18 protein-coding genes, 1 tRNA gene and 1 pseudogene are annotated in these 23,820 nt (G+C 74.4%); 3 read left to right on the top strand and 17 right to left on the bottom strand.

Going from position 1 to position 23,820, the window contains the following annotated elements; translation table 11 throughout:
• From folE to dacB, 6 genes are all read right to left on the bottom strand, one after another.
• Window positions 1–576, bottom strand: a complete 576-nt coding sequence (gene folE / locus CRP29_RS03910) for a GTP cyclohydrolase I FolE (RefSeq protein ID WP_097193690.1) — start codon at window positions 574–576, stop codon at window positions 1–3.
• Window positions 573–2,552, bottom strand: a complete 1,980-nt coding sequence (ftsH, locus tag CRP29_RS03915) for an ATP-dependent zinc metalloprotease FtsH (RefSeq protein WP_097193691.1) — start codon at window positions 2,550–2,552, stop codon at window positions 573–575. Before ftsH ends, folE begins: the two co-directional genes overlap by 4 nt.
• 274 nt (window positions 2,553–2,826) lie before the next feature.
• Complete coding sequence (gene hpt, locus CRP29_RS03920) at window positions 2,827–3,411, bottom strand: hypoxanthine phosphoribosyltransferase (RefSeq protein ID WP_097193692.1); 585 nt, start codon at window positions 3,409–3,411, stop codon at window positions 2,827–2,829.
• A complete protein-coding gene (gene tilS, locus CRP29_RS03925) occupies window positions 3,408–4,427 on the bottom strand; it encodes a tRNA lysidine(34) synthetase TilS (protein WP_097193693.1) in 1,020 nt (339 codons plus the stop codon). Before tilS ends, hpt begins: the two co-directional genes overlap by 4 nt.
• Before the next feature lie 2 nt (window positions 4,428–4,429).
• Entirely contained in the window at window positions 4,430–5,512 is a 1,083-nt protein-coding gene (locus tag CRP29_RS03930) for a zinc-dependent metalloprotease (RefSeq protein ID WP_097193694.1), read from the bottom strand.
• Window positions 5,513–5,556: 44 nt separating this feature from the next.
• Window positions 5,557–6,978: a D-alanyl-D-alanine carboxypeptidase/D-alanyl-D-alanine endopeptidase gene (gene dacB / locus CRP29_RS03935; RefSeq protein WP_097193695.1), complete on the bottom strand. Its 1,422-nt coding sequence runs from the start codon at window positions 6,976–6,978 to the stop codon at window positions 5,557–5,559.
• 58 nt (window positions 6,979–7,036) lie between these two features.
• Between dacB and CRP29_RS03940 the strand changes: the two genes are divergently transcribed.
• On the top strand, window positions 7,037–7,528 hold the full coding sequence (locus tag CRP29_RS03940; protein ID WP_176522812.1) for an inorganic diphosphatase: 492 nt from the start codon (window positions 7,037–7,039) through the stop codon (window positions 7,526–7,528).
• A 170-nt stretch (window positions 7,529–7,698) separates the two neighbouring features.
• Here CRP29_RS03940 and CRP29_RS03945 read toward each other — a convergent pair.
• The 7 genes from CRP29_RS03945 to CRP29_RS03975 all read right to left on the bottom strand — a co-directional run bounded on the left by CRP29_RS03945 (window position 7,699) and on the right by CRP29_RS03975 (window position 18,716).
• Window positions 7,699–7,771, bottom strand: a tRNA-Thr gene (locus tag CRP29_RS03945).
• Window positions 7,772–7,829: 58 nt separating this feature from the next.
• The gene (locus CRP29_RS03950; RefSeq protein ID WP_097193696.1) at window positions 7,830–9,005 is read right to left on the bottom strand and encodes a DNA polymerase III subunit delta'; all 1,176 of its coding nucleotides are present in this window, start codon (window positions 9,003–9,005) and stop codon (window positions 7,830–7,832) included.
• Window positions 9,002–11,245 (bottom strand): dTMP kinase, encoded by a 2,244-nt coding sequence (tmk, locus tag CRP29_RS03955; RefSeq protein WP_245852396.1) that lies wholly within the window; start codon window positions 11,243–11,245, stop codon window positions 9,002–9,004. Before tmk ends, CRP29_RS03950 begins: the two co-directional genes overlap by 4 nt.
• A gap of 97 nt (window positions 11,246–11,342) precedes the next feature.
• The gene (gene topA, locus CRP29_RS03960) at window positions 11,343–14,228 is read right to left on the bottom strand and encodes a type I DNA topoisomerase (protein ID WP_097193698.1); all 2,886 of its coding nucleotides are present in this window, start codon (window positions 14,226–14,228) and stop codon (window positions 11,343–11,345) included.
• Between the two features lie 242 nt (window positions 14,229–14,470).
• Window positions 14,471–15,952 carry an alpha/beta hydrolase gene (locus CRP29_RS03965; RefSeq protein ID WP_101541076.1) on the bottom strand — a complete coding sequence of 494 codons (1,482 nt, stop codon included), beginning with the start codon at window positions 15,950–15,952 and terminating at the stop codon, window positions 14,471–14,473.
• Entirely contained in the window at window positions 15,949–16,266 is a 318-nt protein-coding gene (locus CRP29_RS03970) for a type VII secretion target (protein ID WP_097193700.1), read from the bottom strand. Before CRP29_RS03970 ends, CRP29_RS03965 begins: the two co-directional genes overlap by 4 nt.
• Window positions 16,267–16,439: 173 nt before the next feature.
• A complete protein-coding gene (locus CRP29_RS03975; RefSeq protein WP_097193701.1) occupies window positions 16,440–18,716 on the bottom strand; it encodes a sodium-translocating pyrophosphatase in 2,277 nt (758 codons plus the stop codon).
• Window positions 18,717–18,932: 216 nt separating this feature from the next.
• Between CRP29_RS03975 and CRP29_RS03980 the strand changes: the two genes are divergently transcribed.
• Complete coding sequence (locus tag CRP29_RS03980; RefSeq protein WP_097193702.1) at window positions 18,933–21,395, top strand: DEAD/DEAH box helicase; 2,463 nt, start codon at window positions 18,933–18,935, stop codon at window positions 21,393–21,395.
• Between the two features lie 33 nt (window positions 21,396–21,428).
• Here CRP29_RS03980 and CRP29_RS23780 read toward each other — a convergent pair.
• From CRP29_RS23780 to CRP29_RS03995, 3 genes and pseudogenes are all read right to left on the bottom strand, one after another.
• Window positions 21,429–21,761 (bottom strand): annotated as a pseudogene (locus tag CRP29_RS23780) (Rv3654c family TadE-like protein); the annotation flags it as partial.
• Window positions 21,758–22,150, bottom strand: coding sequence for a TadE family type IV pilus minor pilin (locus CRP29_RS03990; protein WP_245852398.1), 393 nt, complete (start codon window positions 22,148–22,150; stop codon window positions 21,758–21,760). The gene CRP29_RS03990 and the pseudogene CRP29_RS23780, both read right to left, overlap by 4 nt.
• A 1-nt stretch (window position 22,151) precedes the next feature.
• A complete protein-coding gene (locus CRP29_RS03995; protein ID WP_245852400.1) occupies window positions 22,152–22,415 on the bottom strand; it encodes a DUF4244 domain-containing protein in 264 nt (87 codons plus the stop codon).
• 227 nt (window positions 22,416–22,642) lie between these two features.
• Here CRP29_RS03995 and CRP29_RS04000 point away from each other — a divergent pair, with 227 nt between their 5' ends.
• Window positions 22,643–23,071 carry a cupin domain-containing protein gene (locus CRP29_RS04000; protein ID WP_097193705.1) on the top strand — a complete coding sequence of 143 codons (429 nt, stop codon included), beginning with the start codon at window positions 22,643–22,645 and terminating at the stop codon, window positions 23,069–23,071.
• Window positions 23,072–23,076: 5 nt separating this feature from the next.
• Here the strand turns inward: CRP29_RS04000 and CRP29_RS04005 are convergent, their stop codons facing one another.
• Complete coding sequence (locus tag CRP29_RS04005; RefSeq protein ID WP_245852407.1) at window positions 23,077–23,820, bottom strand: type II secretion system F family protein; 744 nt, start codon at window positions 23,818–23,820, stop codon at window positions 23,077–23,079.

The following is a 23,820-nucleotide window of genomic DNA, read 5'->3' on the forward strand; positions in this document are numbered from 1 at the left end:
TCACCTGCCGAGCACGAGACTCATCGCCTCGCTGCGGGTGGCCGCGCTGTCCCGGAAGATCCCGCGGACCGCGGAGGTGACCGTGGTCGTGCCGGGCTTGCGGATGCCGCGCATCGCCATGCACAGGTGCTCGGCCTCGATGACCACGATCACGCCCTGCGGCTTGAGGACGTCGTCCAGCGCGTCGGCGATCTGCCGGGTCATCCGCTCCTGCACCTGCGGGCGGCGGGCGTAGACCTCGACCAGCCGGGCGATCTTCGACAGCCCGGTCACCCGGCCGTCGGTGCCGGGGATGTAGCCCACGTGCGCGACCCCGTGGAAGGGCACGAGGTGGTGCTCGCAGGTCGAGTACATCGGGATGTCCTTGACCAGCACGAGCTCGTCGTGGTTCTCGTCGAACGTGGTCGCCAGGATGTCGTACGGGTCCTGCCACAGGCCGCCGAAGGTCTCGGCGTAGGCGCGGGCGACCCGCGCCGGGGTGTCCTGCAGGCCGGGGCGGTCCGGGTCCTCGCCGATGGCGATCAGCAGCTCGCGGACGGCCGCCTCCGCGCGGGCGGAGTCGATCCGGTGGGTCACCGCTGGACCGGTGCGCCGACGTCCCCGACCGGCGCGGGGTCGTGGCCGTTGCCGGCCGCCCCGTTCTGGCCGGCCCGCTCGGACGGGGTGAGGACCGGCGGCTCGTCCGACGGGGTGCGCTTGCCGAACCCGTTGTACGGGGCCAGCGAGGGACGCTTGGTGACCGGCGCGCAGATCCGCGCCATGTCCTCCTTGGACAGCGTCTCCTTCTCCATGAGCTCGAGCACGAGCTGGTCCAGGACGTGCCGGTACTCGACCAGGATCTCCCAGGCCTCGTCGTGCGCGGCCTCGATCAGCGCCCGGATCTCGGCGTCGATGTCGGCGGCCACGGCCTCGGAGTAGTCGGGGCGGGAGCCCATGTCGCGGCCCAGGAACGGCTCGGCGTCGGTGCTGCCGTACTTCACCGCGCCCAGCTTGGCGCTCATGCCGTACTGGGTGACCATCGCCCGGGCCATCGACGTGGCCTTCTCGATGTCGTTGCCGGCGCCGGTCGTCGGCTCGTGGAAGACCAGCTCCTCGGCCGCCCGCCCACCGAGGGCGTAGGCCAGGGTGTCGATCATCTCCGACCGGGTCTGGGTGTACTTGTCCTCGACGGGCAGCACGAGGGTGTGCCCGAGCGAGCGGCCGCGCGGCATGATCGTGACCTTGTGCACCGGGTCGAGGTTCGGCAGCGCGTGCGCCACGAGAGCGTGCCCGCCCTCGTGGTAGGCGGTCACCTTCTTCTCCTTCTCGCTCATCGCCCGCGTCTTGCGCTCGGGTCCGGCGGTGACCCGGTCGATCGCCTCCTCGAGGGTCTCGTCGGTGATCAGCGAGCCGTTGTGCCGCGCGGTGAGCAGCGCGCCCTCGTTCAGCACGTTGGCCAGGTCGGCGCCGGTGAAGCCGGGCGTGCGACGGGCGATGGTCTCCAGGTCGACGTCGGGCGCGAGCGGCTTGCCCTTGGCGTGGACGGAGAGGATCGCCTTGCGGCCGAGCAGGTCGGGCCGGTCGACGGCGATCTGGCGGTCGAAGCGGCCCGGGCGCAGCAGCGCGGGGTCGAGGATGTCGGGCCGGTTCGTCGCGGCGATCATGATGACGCCGCCCTTGGCGTCGAAGCCGTCCATCTCGACGAGCATCTGGTTCAGGGTCTGCTCGCGCTCGTCGTGACCGCCGCCCATGCCGGCGCCGCGGTGCCGGCCGACGGCGTCGATCTCGTCGACGAAGATGATCGCCGGGGCGTTCTCCTTCGCCTCCTTGAACAGGTCGCGGACCCGGCTGGCGCCGACTCCGACGAACATCTCGACGAAGTCCGAGCCGGAGATCGAGTAGAACGGCACGCCGGCCTCGCCGGCCACGGCGCGGGCGAGCAGCGTCTTGCCGGTGCCGGGCGGGCCGAAGAGCAGGACGCCCTTGGGGATCTTCGCGCCGACGGCCTGGAACTTGACCGGGTTCTGCAGGAAGTCCTTGATCTCGTGCAGTTCCTCGATCGCCTCGTCCGCGCCGGCGACGTCGGCGAACGTCGTCTTCGGGGTGTCCTTGGTGACCTGCTTGGCCTTGGACTTGCCGAAGGCCATGACGCCGCGGCCGCCGCCCTGCATGGAGTTGAACAGCCAGAACAGCAGCAGCAGGAGGATCAGGAACGGCAGGAAGCTCACCAGCAGGCTGACCAGCAGGCTGTCCTGGGTGACGTTGGTGTCGAAGTCCTCGGTGTCGTTCTCCCGCAGCAGCTCGACGATCACGTCCTCGACGGCCAGCGGGTACGAGGCCGTCACCTCGGTGCTGCCCTCGACCTCCGACCGGAGCTCGAGCTCGAGGGTCTGCTCCTTGGTGTTGAGCGTCGCGGACTCGACGTTGCCGTCCTCGATCTGCGTCAACGCCGTGGCGGTGGAGACCTCCTGGAGGCTGCCGCCGCCGCGGAAGAGGGAGGAGAGCGTGAGGGCCAGGAGGACGACGATGACGACCCAGAACCACACGGAGCGGTAGAACTTCTTACGTTCCATACACCGATGCCGGGCACCGGCGGAACCGGTCTGCCCGTCGACCCTCCTGCTCGTCCGGTGACACTGCCTGCGACCCGGGCAGGACCCCCGGCGCTCTGCGCAGCGTCGTCGGCCCCGAAGGTACACCGGGGATCCTGTGGATCCCCTGGCTACGCCGCGACGAGTGGGGCCCGGAGGGTCCCGCGAGGAACGGCGTGGAACCGGCCCTCGCCGAGCCGGGACAGCGGGGGCACGTCTCCTGGCCGCGGTCGTCGACCCGGAGGGTCGACAGGTGCTACTGGTACACCTCGGGCTTCAGCGTGGCGATGTAGGGCAGGTCGCGGTACCGCTCGGCGTAGTCGAGGCCGTAGCCGACGACGAACTCGTTCGGGATGTCGAAGCCGATGTACTTCACCGGCACCTCGACCTTCACCGCGTCGGGCTTGCGCAGCAGCGCGCAGACCTCCAGCGAGGCCGGCGCCCGGCCGCCGAGGTTCTTGAGCAGCCAGGACAGCGTCAGGCCGGAGTCGATGATGTCCTCGAGCACCAGGACGTGCTTGTCGGTGATGTCGCGGTCGAGGTCCTTGAGGATCCGCACCACGCCCGAGGAGCTGGTGGCCGAGCCGTAGGACGAGACGGCCATGAACTCCATCTGCGTGGGCAGCTGCAGCGCGCGGGCGAAGTCGCTCATGAACAGCACCGCGCCCTTGAGGACGCCGACCAGGAGGACTTCCTTGCCCGCGTAGTCGTCCGCGATCTGGGCGGCGAGCTCGGCGATCTTCGCCTGGATCTGCTCCTCGCTCAGCAGCACGTAGTCGATGTCCGGCCCGTATCCGTGGTCGGGGCCGAGTGCCCCGGTGCTGGTCGCAGACTCGCTCACGCGTCGGGCTCCTCGCGGTTGTGTGGTGCAGATGGCGGGCCGCCGCCGTCGCGCACGGGCTCCAGCCTCAGGGTGCCAGACGCCCGGACGACGCCCGCGCCGCCGGGTAGGTCCACCCGGCCCTGCCCCCGCCACCGGACCAGCAGCGCGTCGACCGCCGCCAGGTGCACCGCCTGGAGGTCGCGCACCCCGGCAGCGCGCAGCCAGCCCCGCAGCACCCGCGTGCGCAGCGCCGGAACGAGGTCCGCGACGTCGGCGACGGCGAGGCCGTCGTCGCAGGTCAGGGCGGCCAGGTGGGCGGCAGCGAGCTCGTCCAGCGCGTCGAGGTCGGCCCGGAGCAGCCCGGCCGTCCGCGCCAGCGCCGGCGCCACTCCCCCACCCAGCACCTCCTCCAGCAGCGGCAGCACCTCGGTGCGCAGCCGGACGCGGGTGTAGGCGGGGTCGTCGTTCCACGGGTCGTCCCAGACGGGCAGCTCCGCGGCGGCGCAGGCCGCGCGGGTCGTCGTCCGCCGGACGCCGAGCAGCGGGCGCCACCAGGTGGCGCCTCCGGCCGTGCGCTGCTCGACCATGCCGGCCACCGACCGGGGCCCCGAGCCGCGGCCGAGGCCGAGCAGCACCGTCTCGGCCTGGTCGTCGAGGGTGTGCCCCAGCGCCACCCGGCCACCGTGCTCGCCCGCGACGCGCGCCAGGGCCGCGTACCGGGCGGCCCGGGCCGCGCCCTCGGGCCCGCCGTCCGGCCCGACGTCCACCGGGACGACGAGGACCGGCGAGAGCCCCAGGTCGCGCAGCAGTCCGGCCGTCCTCCCGGCCCGCTCCGCCGACCCCGGCTGCAGGCCGTGGTCCACCGTCACCGCGCCGGCCGGCACCCCCGCCCGGGGCGCCTCGAAGGCGATCGCCGCGGCCAGCGCCAGGGAGTCCGCTCCCCCGCTGCAGGCGACGAGCACCGGCTGGCCGCCGGTCAGCCCCGGCCGGACGGCGCCGCGGACCCGCGCGACCGCGTCGGAGGGGCCGACCACGCTCAGGCGGGGATGGCGGGCCGGCCGAGGACCCGCTCGACCCAGCGCTCGGGAGCGGTGAGCTCCTCGATGAGCGGCAGGTTCGCAGGCTCCGCCCAGACCTGGTTGAAGCCCTCCATGCCGGCCCGGTCGACCACTCCGCCGACGAACACCCGCCCGTCGGCGTACTGCTTCATCTTCTGCTCCAGCCCGAGCAGCCGGCGCAGCACGCGGTCGATCGGCCCGCGCCCCTTGCGGCGCTGGGCGAACCGCTTGCGCAGCGTGCGCACCGTCGGCACGACGTCCGGGCCGACGCCGTCCATCACGTACTCGGCGTGCCCCTCGACCAGGCTCATGACCGCGGTGATCCGGTCGAGCACCTCCCGCTGGCGGGGGTCGCGGATCAGCGCCATCAGCCCCTCGGACTCGCCGTCGTCCCCGCGGATCGCCTCGGTGATGCCGCGGAGCACGTCCTGCAACCGCTCGCGGAGGACGTCGGTGGTCAGGTCGGTCGCGTCGACGAACTCGGCGATCTGGCTCTCGAGGTAGGGCTTCAGCCACGGTACGGCGGTGAACTGCAGCTGGTGGGTGACCTCGTGCAGGCACACCCAGAGCCGGAAGTCCGACGGATCGACGCCGAGCTTTTGCTCGGTCGCGACGATGTTCGGGGCGACGAGCAGCAGCCGGCCACCGGTGCCGAAGACCTCGTACTGACCGAGGACGCGGGAGCTGAGGAACGCCAGCACGCCGCCGGCCTGGACGCCGGTGACCCGCGAGCCGACGGCGGTGGCGAGCGCGCCGGGCCGGCTGCCGGTGCGCTCGGCGAGGGCCTCGACCAGCGGGTCGAGCAACGCGGCCATGCCGCGGGCGTTGGCGTCGACCCAGCCGGGACGGTCGACGACGGCGACCTCCGGGACGGGCCCGCCGAGGGCGGGGGTCAGCCCGGTGAGCTTCTCGACGTGCGCGACCGCGGTGGCCGCGGCCTCGTGCAGCTCGCGGACGACCGCCGCGGCGTCCTCCCGGGTGGTGGCCGGCCCGGGCCCGGCGAGCCGGCGGGCGGTGCGGCCGGCGAGCGTCCAGTCGACCATCGAGGAGGGGCTGCTCATCGGCCCACGGTACCCACGGGGGACGACGTCGCCCGGTGCGCGAGCTAGCTGCAGCCGCAGGCGGCGAGCGCGGCGGCGACCTCGTCCAGGGCCGCCTCGGCGCTGACCTCGCTGCCCGACTCGTCGGCGATGACGGCGAAGGCCAGCAGCCGCCCGTCCGCGGTGACCGCGGTGCCGGCCAGCGCGTGCACGCCGAGCAGCGTGCCGGTCTTGGCGCGGACCACACCCGGGGCGGTGTCTGCGTCCCCCCGGTCGAACAACGTGCCGTCGTAGCCGGCCACCGGCAGGCCGGAGAGCATGCTGGACGCGCCCTCCAGCGAGCCGTCCGCGGCACCGGCCACCAGCTCGGTGAGCACGCCGGCGGGCACCTGGTCCAGCCGGGACAGGCCGCTGCCGTCGGCGAGGGTCACGCCGCCGACGTCGATCCCGGCCTCGGCCAGCGCGGCCACGACCGCGTCCGCGGAACCCTCGAAGGAGGCCGGCAGGTCGCGGGCCAGCGCCACCTGGCGGGCCAGCGCCTCGGCGAGCACGTTGTCCGACATGGACAGCGCCTGCTCGACCAGCCGCGCGACCGGCGCGGACTCGACGGTCGCCAGCGTCCGGGCCCCGCTCGGCGCCTCGCCGAGGACGACGGTCGCGCCCGGGGCGCCCAGCGCGTCGGCGAGGGCCACGCCGGCGTCGATGCCGGGCTGGCCGCTGCGGACCGGCGCGCCGGGGCTCACGCGGGCGCCGTCCACGGCGGTCGCGGTGATCGGCGCGGCGTAGCTGGAGGGTGCGTCCGCCGGGCCCCAGCCCTCGGCGGTCAGCGGGCCGGTGAACAGCGAGCTGTCGACGACGACCCGGCTGACCGGGCTGCCGGCGGGCAGGGCCGCGGTCACCTGGGCGGCGAGGTCGGCGACCGTGGGGGCGCCGGGGTAGGTCTGCGACGGCGAGGTGCGCGAGAGCGTCGGGTCACCGCCCCCGACGAGGACGACCTCTCCAGGAGCGGTGCCGGCCACGACCGTCGTCGGCAGGGTCTGCGCGGCGTCCAGCGTGGTGAGCGCGGCGGCCGCGGTCAGCAGCTTCGCGGTGGACGCGGGGACCGCCGGGGAGGAGGCGTCCTGGTCGAGCAGCACCTCCCCGGTGGCCACGTCGACGACCTCGGCGGAGACGCCGGCGCCCAGGCCGGGGGCCTGCAGCAGCGGCCCGATGCGGGCGGCGAGGAGTCCGGGGTCGGGCGCGGGGGCCGCCGAGTCGAGCGAGGCGAGCACCGGAGTCGCCTCGGCGAGCTCGGGCAGCTCGGCGTCGGGCACCTCCACGGTGTCGTCGGCGGCCGTCGACCCTCCGCCGTCGAACCCGCCGGCGAGCGCGAAGCCGCCTCCCACGAGCAGGAGGACCAGCGCGATGACGCCCAGCGCGATGCGCCGACGGAACCGTCCGGTCTTCGCTGTGACGATCGTCGAACCGCTCGACGCGATGGTGCCCACCCCCCAAAAAGGTGACCTCCGCGGAACACGCGAGGTCACCGTGCGCAAGACTAGGCGGGTGCAGTTCGACGTGACGGTAGAAATCCCGAAGGGCCAGCGGAACAAGTACGAGCTGGACCATGCCACCGGACGCATCCGCTTGGACCGGATGCTGTTCACCTCAACCCGCTATCCGGCCGACTACGGCTACATCGAGAACACCCTGGGGCAGGACGGCGACCCGCTCGACGCCCTGGTGCTGCTCGAGGAGCCGACGTTCCCCGGATGCCTGATCACGGTCCGGGCCATCGGCATGTTCCGCATGACCGACGAAGCCGGCGGCGACGACAAGGTCCTCACGGTTCCGGCGACGGACCCGCGCCAGTCGCACCTCACGGACCTCTCCGACGTGTCGGAGTTCGACCGCCTGGAGATCCAGCACTTCTTCGAGACCTACAAGGACCTCGAGCCGGGCAAGTCGGTCGAGGGCGCCAACTGGGTCGGCCGCGAAGAGGCCGAGGCGGAGATCGTCGCCTCGCTGCAGCGCGCGAAGGACCAGAACTACCACTGACCCGGTCCGACCGGGTCCGCCCGGTCGCCCGAGCCTCCTGACGGCGGCACGCCTCGCTCCACGGCGTGCCGCCGTCAGCCATGTCCGGAGGACGGCCCCGACCGCGCCGCAGGGGTCCCGGAACGACGCAGCGGGCCCGTCCCGGAGGACGGACCCGCTGCGGTGAAGAGAGCCGCCTGTCGGAATCGAACCGACGACCTTCTCATTACGAGTGAGATGCTCTACCGACTGAGCTAAGGCGGCGGACGTGCCCGCACAGACTACGGCACGCACCTGCGCGATCCGGCGCAGGGGCAGGGGCCTAGGCGGGCAGCCGCAGCGCCACGGTCAGCGCCTCCAGCGCGATCTGCGGCTTGACGTTCTGCTCCAGCGCCGTCCGGCAGTCGAGGATCGCGTCGATGCGCCGCAGCGCCCCCTCGGGCCCGATCAGCCGGGCCAGCTCGGCGGCGTCCGCGCGGCGGTCCGGGTGATTGAGCGGCAGCTCCCCCGAGGGCGCCGCCGCCGTCACCAGCGCGTCCCGGTAGAGCCCGGCGAGGTCGACCAGCGCGCGGTCGAGGGAGTCCCGGCCGATGCGGGTGGCCCGCGACTTCTGCCGCTTCTCCAGGTCCTTCAGCTGGCCGGCGCTCCCCCGGCTCGCCGCGACGACGCCTGGCCCGCGGGCGCCCACGCCGAGGCTGTTCTTCAGCGCGTCGGTCTCCGCCCCGTCGAGCACCTCGGTGGCCGCCTCGGTCTCCTCCTTGGCGGCACCGACCAGGTCGTCCGCGGCGTCCATGCACGCCGCCAGGGACACCAGCCGCAGCGGGACGTCGAGCACCGCCTTGCGCGCCAGCCGGGCCTCCTCGTCGCGCGCCAGCCGGCGGGCCCGGCCCACGTGCCCGCCGGAGGCCGCCGCCGACCAGGAGGCGAGTGCGGCGTCGACGCCGTCGCGCTCCAGCACGTCGGCGATCGCGGTGACCGTCGGGGTCCGCAACGCGACGACGCGACACCGGGACCGGATGGTGACCGGCACGTCGTCGGGGTGCAGGCTCGGGGCGCAGAGCATCACGACGGTGCGGGGCGGTGGCTCCTCGATCATCTTGAGCACCGCGTTCGAGGCCGACTCGCTCATGCGGTCGGCGTCCTCGACGATGATCATCTGCCAGCGACCCTGGGACGGTGAGCGGCCGGCCACCCGGACCAGCTCGCGGGCCTCCGTGACGCCGATCGACAGTCCGTCGGGGACGATCACGGTGACGTCGGCGTGGGTGCCCGAGAGCACCGTCCGGCAGGCGTGGCAGGTGCCGTCGCCGCCGTCGGGGCACTGCAGCGCCGCGGCGAACGCCCGCGCGGCCACCGACCGCCCGGACCCGGGCGGACCGGTGAACAGCCAGGCGTGCGTCATGGCGGCCGGGTCGTCGATCGCCGCCCGCAGCTCCGCCACCACCGCGGGCTGGCCGATGACCCGCGCCCACACCCCTTGGTCCGCAGCGACGCTCATGGGTGCAGCTGCGGGGTCGAGCCGGTCTGGGCGTGCGGATGGCGGTGCACCGGCGTCGTCCTCTGCTGGGTGTCCTCCGTGTCGCGCTGCGGCAGCGTCTGCAGCGGCAGGCCGGAGAGCAGGCCGGCGACGCGGACGCGGATCGCCGCGGCGAGCTCGTCGGCGCTGCTCGTGGCGTCCAGCACGAGGTAGCGGTCGGGATCGCTCTCGGCGAGGGCGCGGAAGGTCTGTCGCACCCGCTGATGGAACTCCAGGGACTCCGACTCCATGCGGTCGGCCACCGACCGCCCGCGGGCCCGGGCGAGCCCCGTCTCCGGCGGCAGGTCCAGCAGCACGGTCAGGTCGGGCTCCAGCCCGCCGGTGGCCCACCGGGAGAGCATGCGGACGTCGTCGAGCGGGATGGTGCGACCCGCGCCCTGGTAGGCCAGCGAGCTGTCCACGAAGCGGTCGGTGATGACCACCTCGCCGGCGTCCAGCGCCGGCCGGAGGACGTCGTGCACGTGCTGGGCACGGTCGGCGGCGTAGAGCAGCGCCTCCGAGCGGGGGGCGATCGCCGTGTGGGCACGATCCAGCAGGATCGCCCGGATCCCCGCGCCCGAGGGCGTCGCGCCCGGCTCGAACGTCGAGCGGGCGACCAGGCCCTCGTTCGTGAGCCACTCCTGCAGCCGCTTCACCTGGGTGGACTTGCCGGCGCCCTCTCCGCCCTCGAAGGCGATGAACACCCCGCCTCCGGCCAGCCGGCGCCGGGCGGTGGTGTCCCGCCGGAGGGCGGTGAGGACGTCGGCCAGCAGCGGGACGGGCCGGCCGTCGTCCATCTGGCGGTAGGCGAGCACACCGACACCGACGGCGAGCAGCCCGGCGGCCAGCAGCATGATGCGCTCGCCGGTGACGGGGAGAGTGCCGACGCCGACGTCGATCGAGTGCCGGCCGATGAGCCCCACGCCGAACGGCACGACCGCCAGCGACAGGATCAGCGCGGCGCGGACCAGCGACTGCACGATCGCGAACGTGCGGCCGCGCACCTCGTCCTGGACCTCGGTGCCCAGCAGTGTGAAGCCGGCCAGGTAGGCGATGCCGGCGAAGAAGCCCATGAGGACCACCAGCAGCAACGCGACCCACAGCGTCGACGTCCACGACATCACCACGACCATCAGGCCGGCGCCGACGATCGCGATGCCGAAGATCCGCTCGCGGGCGAGGTCGTGGGCGACGCTGGGTCCGAGCGCGATGCCCAGCCCCAGCCCGATGAAGACCGCTCCGAAGAGCAGCCCGTAGGCGGCGTCGCCACCACCGAGGGCGTTCGCGTACGCCTGGCCGGTCGCGATGATCACGCCGGCGGCGGCGAAGGCGCCGGTGATGCCCACGACCAGGCCGCGCACCAGCGGCGTGTGGCCGGCGAAGGAGAAGCCGCGCCGGAGGGAGCCCAGGAAGCTCTCCGGCCTGGCGTCCGGCCCGGAGGCGCGGCGCCCGCTGATCGACGGCAGCCGCCAGATCACCGCGGCCGCCACCAGGAAGGTCAGCGCGTTCAGGTACAGCGCGACGTCGACCTGGTCGACGTCCGGGAGCCACGTCTGCAACCAGCCGTCGCTCGAGTTCAGCACCGCGAAGACGATCGCGGCCAGCACGGGGGTCAGGCCGTAGGTGGTGACCAGGGAGAGCTGGTTGGCCGGCTCCAGCTGGTCCTTGCGCAGCATGTTGGGGACGGCGGCGTCCTTGGCCGGGATCCAGAACAGGCTGAAGGCCTCGATCAGGAACTGCGCGACGAACAGCCAGACGAGTTCGTCGACGATCGGGATGGAGGCGAACAACGCGAACCGGATGATGTCCGTGACGACCATCGTCTTGCGCCGGTCGAAGCGGTCGGCGAAGGCGCCGGCCAGCGGGCCCAGCACGATCGCGGGCAGCAGGCGGAAGAGCAGCACGCCGCCGAGCGCGAAGTTCGCCGCCGCGAAGCCGTCGACCAGCGACGTGGCGGTCGCGGTGATCGCGAGCAGACCCAACCAGTCGCCGAAGCTGGACAGCGACATCGACAGCCACAGCCTGCGGAAGTCGCGCACCCGCAGCACGGCCCGGAGCTTGGCGGCCAGGCCGACCTGGCCCACGCGCGGGTGCCCGCCGGCGTCCGGGAGGACCGGCGTGCTCGCCGGGGGCAGCCCGTCGGCCGGTGGCGTGGTCCGCTCGCCCGGCGCCGCCGGCTCATCGCGCGGCGGCACCGGTGGCGTCGGGTCGGACTGGATCACGGCTCCCGAGATCGGAGTGGACCGGGACGGAGCGGGCCCCGGGGACCTCACGCTACCGGCCGGCACCGACGATCCCGACCCCTTTCGGCGAGGTGCCTCAGCCGGTGGTGACCGGCTCGGCGGCGGCCTCCGTCGCCGTCTTCGTCGCCGTCGTCTTCTTGGCCGTCGTCTTCTTCGCCGTCGTCTTCTTCGCCGTCGTCTTCTTGGCGGGGGCCTTCTTGGCGGTCGTCTTCTTCGCCGCCTTCTTCTTCTTGGCCGGACCGGCCGCACGGCGGTCGGCGAGCAGCTCGGCGGCGCGCTCGATGGTGATCGTCTCGACGTCGTCGCCCTTGCGCAGGCTGGCGTTCGTCTCACCGTCGGTCACGTACGGCCCGAACCGGCCCTCGCGCACCGTCACCACGCCCTCGGTGACCGGGTCGGGGCCGAGCTCCTTGAGCGGCGCCTTCGCGGCCGCGCGCCCCCGCTGCTTGGGCTGGGCGAAGATCGCCAGCGCCTCGTCGAGGGTGATGGTGAAGAGCTTCTCCTCGCCCTCCACCGACCGGGAGTCGGTGCCCTTCTTGATGTAGGGCCCGTAGCGGCCGTTGAGCGCCTGGATCTCCTCGCCGTCGGGGGCGGTGCCCACCGTGCGCGGCAGGGTCAGGAGCTTGAGCGCGTCCTCGATCGTCACCGTCTCCACCGACATGGACGCGAACAGGCTCGCCGTCCGCGGGGCCTCCTTGCTGCCCTCGGGGACGACGGTGGTGACGTAGGGGCCGTAGCGGCCGGCCTTCACGACCACGGGCAGCCCCGACTCGGGGTCGGTGCCCAGCTCGCGGTCGCCCGACGGCGCCTCGAGCAGCTCGCGCACCTTCTCCTCGGTGAGCTCGTCGGGGGCGAGGTCCTCGGGGATGCTGACCCGCGCGCCGTCCTCACCGGTCTGGAGGTAGGGGCCGTAGCGGCCGACCCGGGCGACGACCGGCTGGCCGTCGGCGCTGGTGGCGCGCAGCGGGATGGAGTTCACCCCGCGGGCGTCGATCTCCTCCAGCCGCTGGCCGACGATGTGCTTGAGCCCGCCGGACTCGGCGATGCTCCCGCTGTTGCGGCCCTCGACGCCGAAGTAGAACTCGGTCAGCCAGTCCACCCGCTGCAGGTTGCCGCCGGCGATCTGGTCGAGCTCCTCCTCCAGCGAGGCGGTGAACTGGTAGTCCACCAGCTGGGCGAAGTGCTGCTCGAGCAGGTTGACCACCGCGAACGCGATGAAGGAGGGCACCAGCGAGTTGCCCTTCTTCCAGACGTATCCGCGGTCCTGGATGGTCTGCATGATCGAGGCGAACGTCGAGGGACGGCCGATGCCCAGCTCCTCGAGGCGGGCGACCAGGCTCGGCTCGGTGTAGCGGGCCGGCGGGCTGGTGGTGTGGCCCTTGGCGTCGAGCTCGCGGGTGTCGAGCTGCTGGCCGCGCTCCAGGCGCGGCAGCCGGCGCTCGGCGTCGTCGCTGCCCTCGTCGTCGTCGCTGTTGGCCTGCCGGGTCTCGTCCTGCGACTCGACGTAGGCCTTGAGGAAGCCGGGGAAGGTGATCGTGCGCCCGCTGGCGGTGAACTCGACCGCCTCGTCGGTGGCGCTGCGGCCCGCGAGGCGGATGCTCACGGTCTGCCCGACGGCGTCGGCCATCTGCGAGGCGACGGTGCGCTTCCAGACCAGCTCGTAGAGCCGGAACTCGTCCCGCGCGAGCTCCGCGGCGAGCTGACCGGGGGTGCGGAAGCTGTCACCGGCCGGGCGGATCGCCTCGTGCGCCTCCTGGGCGCCCTTGGCCTTGCTCTTGTAGCGACGGGCCTCGGCCGGCACGAACGCATCGCCGTAGAGCTCGCGCGCCTGGCTCCGCGCGGCGTTGATCGCCTCGTCGGAGAGGTTCGTCGAGTCGGTACGCATGTAGGTGATGTGGCCGTTCTCGTACAGCCGCTGCGCCACCCGCATCGTCTGCGCGGAGGACCAGCCCAGCTTGCGCCCGGCCTCCATCTGCAGCGTGGAGGTGGTGAACGGTGCGTAGGGACGGCGGCGGTAGGGCTTCTCGTCGACCCGGCTGACCGCGACCTGCCGGCCCTCCAGGCGGGCGGCCAGACCGCGGGCGCCGGCCTCGTCGAGGTGCACGACCTCACCGGTCGTGCGGCCCGTGGCGGCGTCGAAGTCGCGGCCGGTGGCGACCCGGCTGTCATCGACGCTGACCAGCTTGGCCCGCACCGTGGTGGGCTCGCCCTCGTCGGCGCCGGCGGCCTTGCCGGGAACGGCGAAGGTGCCCTCCAGCGACCAGTAGTCGGCGGCGTGGAAGGCCATCCGCTCCCGCTCGCGCTCCACCACGATGCGGGTGGCGACCGACTGCACGCGGCCGGCCGAGAGCTTGGGCAGCACCTTCTTCCACAGCACCGGGCTGACCTCGTAGCCGTAGAGCCGGTCGAGGATCCGGCGGGTCTCCTGGGCGTCGACCAGGGCGGTGTCGAGCTCGCGCGGGTTGGCGACGGCCCGGGCGATGGCCTCGGGGGTGATCTCGTGGAACACCATGCGGCGGACGGGCACCCGGGGCTTGAGGGTGTCGATCAGGTGCCAGGCGATGGCCTCGCCCTCGCGGTCCTCGTCTGTCGCGAGGTAGATCTCGCTGGCGCCCTTGACCAGCTGCTTGAGCCGGGCGACCTGCTGCTTGCGGTCGGGGCTCACGACGTAGAGCGGCTCGAAGGAGTTGTCGACGTCGACGCCCAGTCGCGCCCAGGCCGCGCCCTTGTGCTCGGCCGGGACGTCGGCGGCGTTGCGCGGGAGGTCACGGATGTGGCCGACGCTGGCCTCGACGACGTAGCCGCTGCCGAGGTAGCCGGCGATCTTGGTGGCCTTGGTCGGCGACTCCACGATGACCAGCGGCTTGCCGCCGGCCGCGGCCGAGCCCCGTCGCGGGGTCTTGGCGCCCCCGGCGGTCGGCTCGGTGCTCTCGCTCCCGGTCTGCGTGGTCTTCGTGGGCACGGTGCTCCTGTCGGTGGTGCCTTGGTGGTGCTGGGTGCGGCCTGCCGGGACGGTCCCCGGCTCCGCGTCGGAGGCCCGGCACGGGGCGGCGCCGCAGTGGAAAGGCCCCCTCGGCGGGCCACGGTAAGCCACCCGGCCGACGGAGCGCCCGGGACGAGCCCCGTGGGCGTGCCGTCTCCCTTACCGAACGTGCATGCTGCGCGACTGTTCCCGACGGGGGGAAGAGGCCCCCCGCCATGGGGTCAGCCGGGCCGGCGCCCCACGACCACCTCCCCCATCGCGCCCAGCGTCGGCCGGTCCCGGTCGAAGTACCCCGAGTGGCCGGTGCCGGCGTCGACGGGCAGGCCGGTGGAGCCGAACCTCTCCGCCCACGTCTCGGTGCCGAACCAGCCGCTCCAGGAGATCGGGTCGGCCGGCGAGGCCGCGTCGTAGACCTCGGGTGCCTCGAGGGCGGCGGCGTCGTCCTCCATGCCGGGGCTGCCCAGCAGGACGACGGCATCGGCCGCCAGCCGGCCGGTCCGGTCGGCGGCCTCGTCGATCACGACCGTGCCGTAGCTGTGCCCGACGACCGTCGTCCGGGCCGGCGGGGCACCGGTCGCGGCGCGGGCCGCCGCCAGCCCGGTCAGGGCGGAGTCCAGGACGGCACCGCCCGTCGTGGCCGCGCGCCGGCTGGTCGCGGAGTACAGGAACTGCGGCGCCCGGTAGCCCAGCCAGGCCACCGTCGCGACGGTCAGGCCCGGGTCCGCCCGTCGGGCCACGCCGGCGAGATCTCGCGCGTCCCCCGCGACGCCGGGGAGGTCGTCGGCCGGGGTGATGGTCATGCCCGGGACGACGAGGGCGACGACGTCGGCGGAGTCGAGGTCGCCGTACCCGACCGCGACGCGGTCGCCGGCCAGGTCGAGCAGGTGGAGCTGGACGGCCAGGCCTGCGCCCTCGTCCTCGGCCAGCACGCCCGCGACGACGCGCGCGACCGCGCGGAGGCCGTCGTCGGCGCGGGGATCGTCGATCGCCCGGCGGAGCAGGACCCGGTTGGCGCGGTCGCGGGCCCAGGCCGGGACGCCGTCCAGCGCCCCGAGTCGCTCCGGGGACTCCTCGACCAGGGCCAGCTGCCCGGCCACCGGCAGCGCCGCCCACCACCGGGCGACCGCAGCCGGATCGGTGCCGGCCGGCAGCTGGGGACGACCGCCCGTTCCGAGCGCGCCGGCGGCGGGCGACGGCACCGGCGGCAACGCGTCGGTCGCCCGGCCGGCGGCCGACCCCACCGCCTCGGCCGCGGTCAGTGCCTCCCGCGCGGCGGCCACCGCCGGGCCGACCGACCCGGGGCCCAGCACGAGCCGGTCGACCGCGGCCGCGAGGGTGTCCGCGTCGGTGAGCGACACACCGAGGGGAACGGGGAGCTCCGGGGCCAGCGCCAGGGCGGCGGCGGCACGGTCGGCGGCGACGGCCGCATCTCCGGCGAGCCGGGTGCACTCCGCGCGGGAGCCGGTGAGGCCGGCGTCGAGCGCCGCCGCCGTGGTGGAGAGCCGGAGCAGGAGCTCCCGGGCCTGCGCTGCAGCGGGGCCGGACCAGGTGCCGCCGTCCACCACGGTGCGGACGACCGCGTCCAGCCGAGCCCGCCAGGAGGGGAAGCGGTCGTCCAGCTCCCCGAGGGTGGCCAGCCCGCCGCGCAGCGCCGGCACGTCCCAGCCCGCCACCGCCCGGAGCCGCGCCTCGGGGTCGGTCACGGCGCCCCCATCCGCCCGGCCAGCGTCCCGTCCACGTCGACGTATGCGGCGGCCGCGGAGCGGAGCGTGCCCGCAGCCGTCCCGGTCCCGTCAGCGAGCGCAGCGGCCAGCGCTCCCCAGGCGCCTGCCAGCCCGCCGACTGCCGCGCCCTCCCGGCCCCCGAGTGCGTCGGCCAGGGCACCCGCCACCGCCCGGCACCGGTCGCCCTCGGCGGCCAGGGCGTCGGCCAGACCGTCCAGCTCGACGGCGAGCGCGCCCAGCTCGTCGGGCCGCACGGCGATCTCGTCGGGGCGCGCGGAGATCCTCGGGGTCATGGGCGCCTCCCGGCTCGGTCGTCGCCCGTCCGGTGCGATCGGGCGGCGGCGACGCTAGAGCGCCGTGCCGACGTCGTGCCGGCCGTCGTCCACAGCGCGCGGCGGCGTCCACAGCGCACACCGCGACCCTCCCGCCGGGACGTTCCGGGCGGGAGGGTCGCGGGGTGGGTGGATCAGGGAGCGGAGGTGGTGAGGGATCCCGCGTCGGGCTGGCTGGTGACCTCCCCGACCACGACCGAGCGCCGCTTGGACACCACGACGGCGCCCACGATGACCAGGACGGCGGCCAGCGCGATGGCGACCCGGATCGCGTCGTTGGCGTCCTCGCCCACCGACAGGCTGACCACGGCCGGGGCGATGATCAGCGCGACGAGGTTCATCACCTTGATCAGCGGGTTGATCGCGGGGCCGGCCGTGTCCTTGAACGGGTCGCCCACGGTGTCCCCGATGACGGTGGCGGCGTGCGCCTCGCTGCCCTTGCCGCCGTAGGCGCCGTCCTCGACCATCTTCTTCGCGTTGTCCCAGGCGCCGCCGGAGTTGGACAGGAAGACCGCCATCAGGGTGCCGGCCGCGATGGCGCCGACCAGGTACGCCGCGAGCGGGCCGAAGCCGAGCCCGAAGCCCACCGCGACCGGTGCCAGCACGGCGAGCAGGCCGGGAGTGGCCAGCTCGCGGAGCGAGTCCTTGGTGCAGATGTCGACGACGGCGCTGTGGTCCGGGCGCTCCTCGTACGTCATGATCCCGGGCCGCGTACGGAACTGCTCGCGCACCTCGAAGACCACCCGCCCCGCCGCCCGGGACACGGCGCTGATGAGCAGTCCCGAGAAGAAGAACACCACCGCGGCGCCGACGATGGCCCCTACGACGTTGTTCGGGTTCACCAGGCTGAAGGCATTCTGGAGGGTGTCGCCGGCGGTGTCCCCGGCGTCCTCCAGGGCGACCTCGAGTTGGGCGCTGTAGGAACCGAAGAGCGCCGTGGCGGCGAGCACCGCCGTCGCGATGGCGATGCCCTTGGTGATCGCCTTCGTGGTGTTGCCGACGGCGTCGAGGTCGGTGAGCACCTGAGCGCCCTCCTCGTCGATGTCGCCGGACATCTCCGCGATGCCCTGGGCGTTGTCGCTGACCGGGCCGAACGTGTCCATGGCGACGATGACGCCGGCGGTCGTGAGCAGACCGCAACCGGCGAGGGCGACGGCGTAGAGCGCCGCACCGCCGCCGATGAGGAACGCCCCGTAGACGGCGCCACCGATGAGGATCGCGGCGTAGACAGCGGACTCCAGGCCGAGCGAGATGCCGGACAGGATGACGGTCGCCGGGCCGGTCAGCGAGCTGCGGCCGATGTCCTTGACCGGCTTGCGGCTGGTCTCGGTGAAGTAACCGGTGAGCTGCTGGATCGCCGCGGCGAGCACCACACCGATGAGTACGGAGACGAAGCCGAGGACCTGGGGGCTGACCTCCATGTCGACGTTGTCGGAGATGCTGGGGAGGTAGGTGAAGGACGCCGCCGCGACGAGGACGAGGGAGACCGCGGCGGAGGTGAAGAAGCCGCGGTTGATCGGCGCCATGCCACTCCCGTCGGTCTTCGCGGGGCGGGTGGCGAGCACCCCGACCATCGAGGCGATGACACCGATGGCTGCGACCAGCAGCGGGAACACCATGCCGACCGAGCCGAAGAAGACCTGCCCCAGGATCAGCGCGGCGACCAGCGTGACGGCGTAGGACTCGAAGAGATCCGCCGCCATGCCGGCGCAGTCACCGACGTTGTCGCCCACGTTGTCGGCGATCGTCGCCGGGTTGCGCGGGTCGTCCTCGGGGATGCCCGCCTCGACCTTGCCCACCAGGTCGGCACCGACGTCGGCCGCCTTGGTGAAGATCCCGCCGCCGACGCGCATGAACATGGCCAGCAGCGCCCCGCCGAACCCGAACCCCTCCAGCACGATCGGTGCGGTCTCGTCGAAGAGCAGCAGGACCAGGGCGGCACCGAAGAGGCCGAGGCCGATGGTGATCATCCCGACGACCCCACCGGTGCGGTACGCGGTGCGGAAGGAAGGCAGGTAGCCGCCGACGTTGGCGGCCGCAGCGACCCGGACGTTGGCCCGGGTGGCCAGGGTCATCCCGATGAAGCCCACCGAGGCGGAGAACAGGGCGCCGACGAGGAAGAAGACCGCCCGTCCCGCGCGGGTCTCCCAGCCCCCGTCGGAGACCGGGAGGAGGAGGAGCAGCAGGAACACGATGACGGCGAAGACGCCCAGCGTGCGGAACTGCCGTCTCAGATAGGCCGCCGCGCCCTCCTGGACCGCCTGCGCGATCTCGCGCATCTTCACCGTGCCCTGGTCCGCGGCCATGACGGCCTTGATCAGGTAGGCGGCGAAGGCCAGCGCGGCCAGGGCGACGACGAGGACGATGGCGACCAGCGCCGTATCCCCGCCGGACAGCGAATCGTCGGGCATGCGTTCCTCCCAGCGTGTACTGCCGCCGGAGAGCGCCGGTGCTCCTCGGTGCGGCAGAGGTGCTCATGCGGAGCGGTCGGTGACGCACCGCAACGGGCGGAAGTGTAAGGGAGATCACACGATGTGCATCCCCCCTGAACACTGCGTTCTTCTCGCGGGCACACCGGGCCCGCCGGCGCCCGGACGCGGGTTGCCGCCAGGTGTGACAGTGGAGCGGTGACCACGCTCCATCCCGCCGGGCCGGCCGCCTTCGGGGGGCCCGACCGGGATCCGCGGGACGGCGTCCCGGCCGGCCCGCCGCCGGGGGCCGAGCTGCTGGCCGCCCTGCTGGCCGCCACCCCGGAGGAGGAGCAGCCGGTCACGCACGTGCACTCGGTGCCCGTCCGCGAGCGCCGGACGCTGCCGTGGCCGGACTGGGTCAGCGCCCCCCTGCGGGAGCGGCTGCAGGACCGCGGGGTGACGGCCCCCTACTCGCACCAGGTGGAGGCCGCGCAGCTCGCGCACGACGGCCGGCACGTCGTCGTCGCGACGGGGACGGCATCGGGCAAGTCGCTCGCCTACCAGCTGCCGGCCCTGAGCCGGCTCGCCGACGACCCCCGGGCGTGCGTGCTCTACCTCGCCCCGACCAAGGCCCTGGCCCGCGACCAGCTGGCCGCGGTGGCGAGCCTGGCCGACCCGTCCGTCCGGCCCGCCGCCTACGACGGGGACACCCCCGGCGAGGAGCGCGACTGGGTGCGCCGGCACTCCCGCTGGATCGTGACCAACCCCGACATGCTGCACCGCGGGATCCTGCCGGCGCACCAGAAGTGGTCGAGCACCCTGCGCCGGGTCGCCTACGTCGTGATCGACGAGTGCCACGCCTACCGCGGCGTGTTCGGCTCGCACGTCGGGCACGTGCTCCGCCGGCTCCGCCGGATCTGCCGGCGGTACGGCGCCGAGCCGGTGTTCGTGCTGGCGTCCGCGACCGTGGCCGATCCCGCCGGGGCGGCCTCGCGGCTGGTCGGCGAGCCGGTGACCGCCGTGACCGAGGACGGCTCGCCCCGGCCGGGAGCGACCTTCGCCCTCTGGGAGCCGCCGCTCACCGAGCACACCGGCGAGCACGGCGCTCCCCTGCGCCGGTCCGCGGCGGCCGACGCCGCCGGGCTGCTCGCCGACCTGGTGGAGCGGGGCGCGCGCACGCTGGCCTTCGTGCGGTCCCGGCGCAGCGCGGAGTCCGTCGCCGACCAGGCCCGCCGGCTGCTGCGCGACCGGGGCCGGGGTGACCTGGTCCGGCGGGTCGACTCCTACCGCGGGGGCTACCTCCCCGAAGAGCGGCGGGAACTGGAGCGGGCACTGTCCTCCGGCGACCTCCTCGGGGTCGCGACCACCAACGCCCTCGAGCTCGGCATCGACATCGCCGGGCTCGACGCGGTCCTGCTCGCCGGCTATCCCGGAACGCTGGCCTCGCTCTGGCAGCAGGCCGGCCGCGCGGGCCGGGCGCAGCGGGAGTCGCTGGTGGTCTTCGTGGCCCGCGACGACCCGCTGGACCACTACCTCGCCCACCATCCGCAGGCGGTGTTCGGCCGGGCGATCGAGGCGACGGTCACCGACCCGTCCAACCCCTACGTGCTCGGGCCGCAGCTGTGCTGCGCCGCCGCGGAGCTCCCGCTGCGGCCGGAGGACCTGCCGGACTTCGGCGGCCCGGTTGCCGAGGCCGCCATCGAGCAGCTGGTCGCCGACGGGCAGCTGCGCCGCAGGCCGACCGGCTGGTACTGGGCCGGTCGTGGGCGACCCGACGTCGACATCCGGGGCAGCGGCGACGAGCCGGTCGCGATCATCGAGGGTGCGACCGGCCGGCTGCTGGGAACCGTCGACGGCGGCGCCGCCCACGCCACCGTGCACGAGGGCGCCCTGTACGTGCACCGGGGCGAGACCTTCGTGGTCGACGAGTTCGACGTGGCGGACGCCTGCGCCGCGGTGCACCCGGAGAGCCCGGAGTGGACCACCGTCGCGCGCGACGTCACCGACCTCTCCATCGTGTCGCCGGACCGGAGCCGCCGGCTCGGCACGGTCACCGCGCACACCGGCGTCGTGGACGTCACCAACCAGGTGGTCGCCTACCAGCGCCGCCGGCTGGGCACCGGCGAGGTGCTCGCCGAGTTCCCGCTGGACCTGCCGCCGCGGCAGCTGCGCACCCGCGCGGTGTGGCTGACCCTGAGCGACCGGGCCGTGGAGCGGGCCGAGCTCGACGAGGTGGAGGTGCCCGGCTCGCTGCACGCCGCGGAGCACGCCGCGATCGGCATCCTGCCGCTGCTGGCGACCTGCGACCGCTGGGATCTCGGCGGCCTCTCGACCGCGCTCCACCCGGACACCGGCGCCGCGACGATCTTCGTCTACGACGGCCACCCGGGCGGTGCCGGCTTCGCCGAGCGGGGGTTCCAGGTGCTGCGCGAGTGGCTGCAGGCCACGCGCGCCACCGTGGCCAGCTGCGAGTGCGAGAGCGGCTGCCCCTCGTGCGTCCAGTCGCCCAAGTGCGGCAACGGCAACGATCCGCTGGACAAGGCCGGTGCGGTGCGGGTGCTGGACGTGGTGCTCGACGAGCTCGCCGTCGCCGGCGAGCCGCCGGTCGAGGAGACCGCCGCCGCCGTTCCCGCCGTTCCCGCCGGTGTCACCGAGCCCGAGGCCGACCTCGTCTTCTGAGTGCGCGGGCTCCGGCGGGACCGGACCCGCGCGGGCGCGGGCTGCCGCGCTCCGCTGACCGACCGGACCCAGCGACACCCGGACGGCGACCGTCACCTCGACGACCCCGGCCGCGTCCACCGCGCAGCGCTCGAGCCGCGCGCCGTTGTCCGCAGCGACGGCTCCGGCGACGGCGCACGCCAGGGGATCCGCGAGCACGGCCCGGCCGGCTGCCGCCAGCGCAGCGAGGTCCGCCGCGCTGCCGGCGCGGTGCCGGGCGACCGCGGCCGCACCCACCAGCACGCAGGCCAGGCCGACGAGCGCGAGGACGCCGCCCAGCGCCAGCACCCAGACGGTCGCCGACCCCCGCTCGCGCTCGCCCCTCACGGCGCTCCGCCCGGTTCCCGGACCGCCACGGCCTCGGCCGACACCCGCGTGCGCAGCGGAACCGGGCCCAGCGGTGCCAGCTCGACGCTGACGGTGACCCGGACCCGCTCCCCGTCCTCCCGTACCGCCGTGTCCGCTCCCTCCGGCGCGACCCGGCCGGCCAGCTCGGCCACCACCGCATCGGTCTCCCCGCGGGCAGCCGCACGGGCACCCTCGCGCGCGGCGTCGACGCAGCGGAGCTGGGCGCCGACGACGGTCACCGCCGCGACCGCGCAGAGCAGCACCAGGAGGAGCACCGGGAGGACGACGGCCGTCTCGGTGGTCACCATCCCGGCCTCGGGGTCGGGCGCCCGGCGCCGCGGGCGCCGACGGGTGCGGGGGACAGCCACGTCAGGCCAGCGTGGCCAGCGCGCGGTCGACCAGATCGGTCAGCCCGTCGACGACCGAGTCGCCGGTGACGACCCGGAACAGGACGGCCGCGAAGGCGCAGGCCGCGACCGTCCCGACCGCGTACTCCGCGGTGCTCATCCCGGCCTCCGGCTCGGCGGTCAGCAGTGCGAGGCGGCGGCGCAGCACGGTCCGGAGGCCGGGTGCGCGACTCGCCACCTCCTCCTGAGGAGCGGGTTCGGGCACGGTCGTGGAACTGGTGAACACGGTCGCCTCCGGGCGTCGGTGGCCCGTCGGTCGGGCCGTGCACCGAGCCTCGGCGCGGACCGCCGGACGTCCCAGGGGGCCGGCCGATCTGTGGAGAGCGGCCGCGGCTGTGGATCCGGCCATGGTCGATCCCGGGCTCGGGGCCCAAGTGCGCTCCCAGTGCGCCGCAAGGCCGGCCCGGCAGCCTTCGCGACGACGGACCACCACTCAGGGACAGGGACGAGCACATGGACGCGGACGTGCTGGACGACGGCAATCTCCGACTGGAGTTCACGACCACCGGAGAGGACAGCCAGGGGCAGGTGCACGAGATGCGCGCCACCTACCGACCGGACTCGGCGTTGCCGATCGCGCACCTCCACCCGCAGCAGAGCGAGCACTTCTCGGTGCTGGAGGGCGAGATGTGGTGCCTGGTGGACGGCGTCGAGACCACGCTGCGGGCCGGGGACTCCATCGACATCCCGGCCGGCAGCGTGCACCAGATGCGCAACCCCGGCGCGGAGAACGCCGTCGTCACCTGGCAGACCCGGCCGGCGCTGCGCACGGGCGAGTTCCACCGGGAGCTCGCCGTCGCACGCCGGTCCGGGGACATCTCCGCGGTGCTGGCGGTCGTGTCGGAGTACTCCGACGTCTTCGTCGTGGCGCCCCAGGCCTGACCCCGTCAGCCGACGACGTCGGCGGCGATCCCGAGCACGAGCGGCACCACGCCCAGGCAGACGAACGCCGGCAGGAAGCAGGCACCCAGCGGGGCGAGCACCCAGACGCCCGCCCGCTGCACGGCGGCCAGGGCCCTGGCCCGGTCGGAGGCCCGGCTCTCGGCGGCGAGGGTCCGCAACGACGCGGCGACCAGGGCGCCGGACTCCCCCGCCCGCACCAGCACCCGTGCCAGCGCGGCGAGTTCCGGCGGGGCATCGGCCCAGGCCCGGCGCGGATCGGCGCCCAGCCGGGACAGGGCCGCCACCGAACGCAGCTGTGCCCCGAGCGGCCCGTCCACGGCGCGCCCGACCGCCTCCAGCGCGCCCTCGACGGGCAGCCCGGCGGACAGGCACACCCCCAGCAGGTCGCAGGCCCCGGGCAGGTCGCGGTGCCAGGCCGCCCGGTTCGCCGCGGCCTCGTCCGGAGCCCGCGCGCGCAGCATGCGTTCGGCACCTGCGCCGAGGGCCGCCCCCGCACCCAGCCCGACGAACCCGCCGACCAGCAGGACCGCCGCCACCCCCGCCGCGGTCGCGAGCAGCCACCGGCGGAGCCGCTCGCGCCGGGCATCCCGCTCCGGCGGCGGGACGGCTCCCTCGGGGTGCGGCCGGATCGCCGACCACCGGGCCATGCCCGCCCCGCCTGCGGCGGGCCACAGCACGAGCGCGACGCCGAGGACCAGCAACGCCGGCCAGGGCCGGTCGGGCGTCAC

It is taken from the genome of Blastococcus aggregatus, assembly GCF_900221005.1.
Taxonomy (GTDB): domain Bacteria; phylum Actinomycetota; class Actinomycetes; order Mycobacteriales; family Geodermatophilaceae; genus Blastococcus; species Blastococcus aggregatus.

Excerpts from the sequence above, each read along its gene's own strand:
- ftsH (WP_097193691.1), bottom strand. The coding sequence starts at position 2,552 with ATGGAACGTAAGAAGTTCTACCGCTCCGTGTGGTTCTGGGTCGTCATC.
- CRP29_RS03930 (WP_097193694.1), bottom strand. The coding sequence starts at position 5,512 with ATGAGCAGCCCCTCCTCGATGGTCGACTGGACGCTCGCCGGCCGCACC.
- CRP29_RS03950 (WP_097193696.1), bottom strand. The coding sequence starts at position 9,005 with ATGAGCGTCGCTGCGGACCAAGGGGTGTGGGCGCGGGTCATCGGCCAG.
- CRP29_RS03970 (WP_097193700.1), bottom strand. The coding sequence starts at position 16,266 with ATGACCCCGAGGATCTCCGCGCGCCCCGACGAGATCGCCGTGCGGCCC.
- CRP29_RS03975 (WP_097193701.1), bottom strand. The coding sequence starts at position 18,716 with ATGCCCGACGATTCGCTGTCCGGCGGGGATACGGCGCTGGTCGCCATC.
- CRP29_RS04000 (WP_097193705.1), top strand. The coding sequence starts at position 22,643 with ATGGACGCGGACGTGCTGGACGACGGCAATCTCCGACTGGAGTTCACG.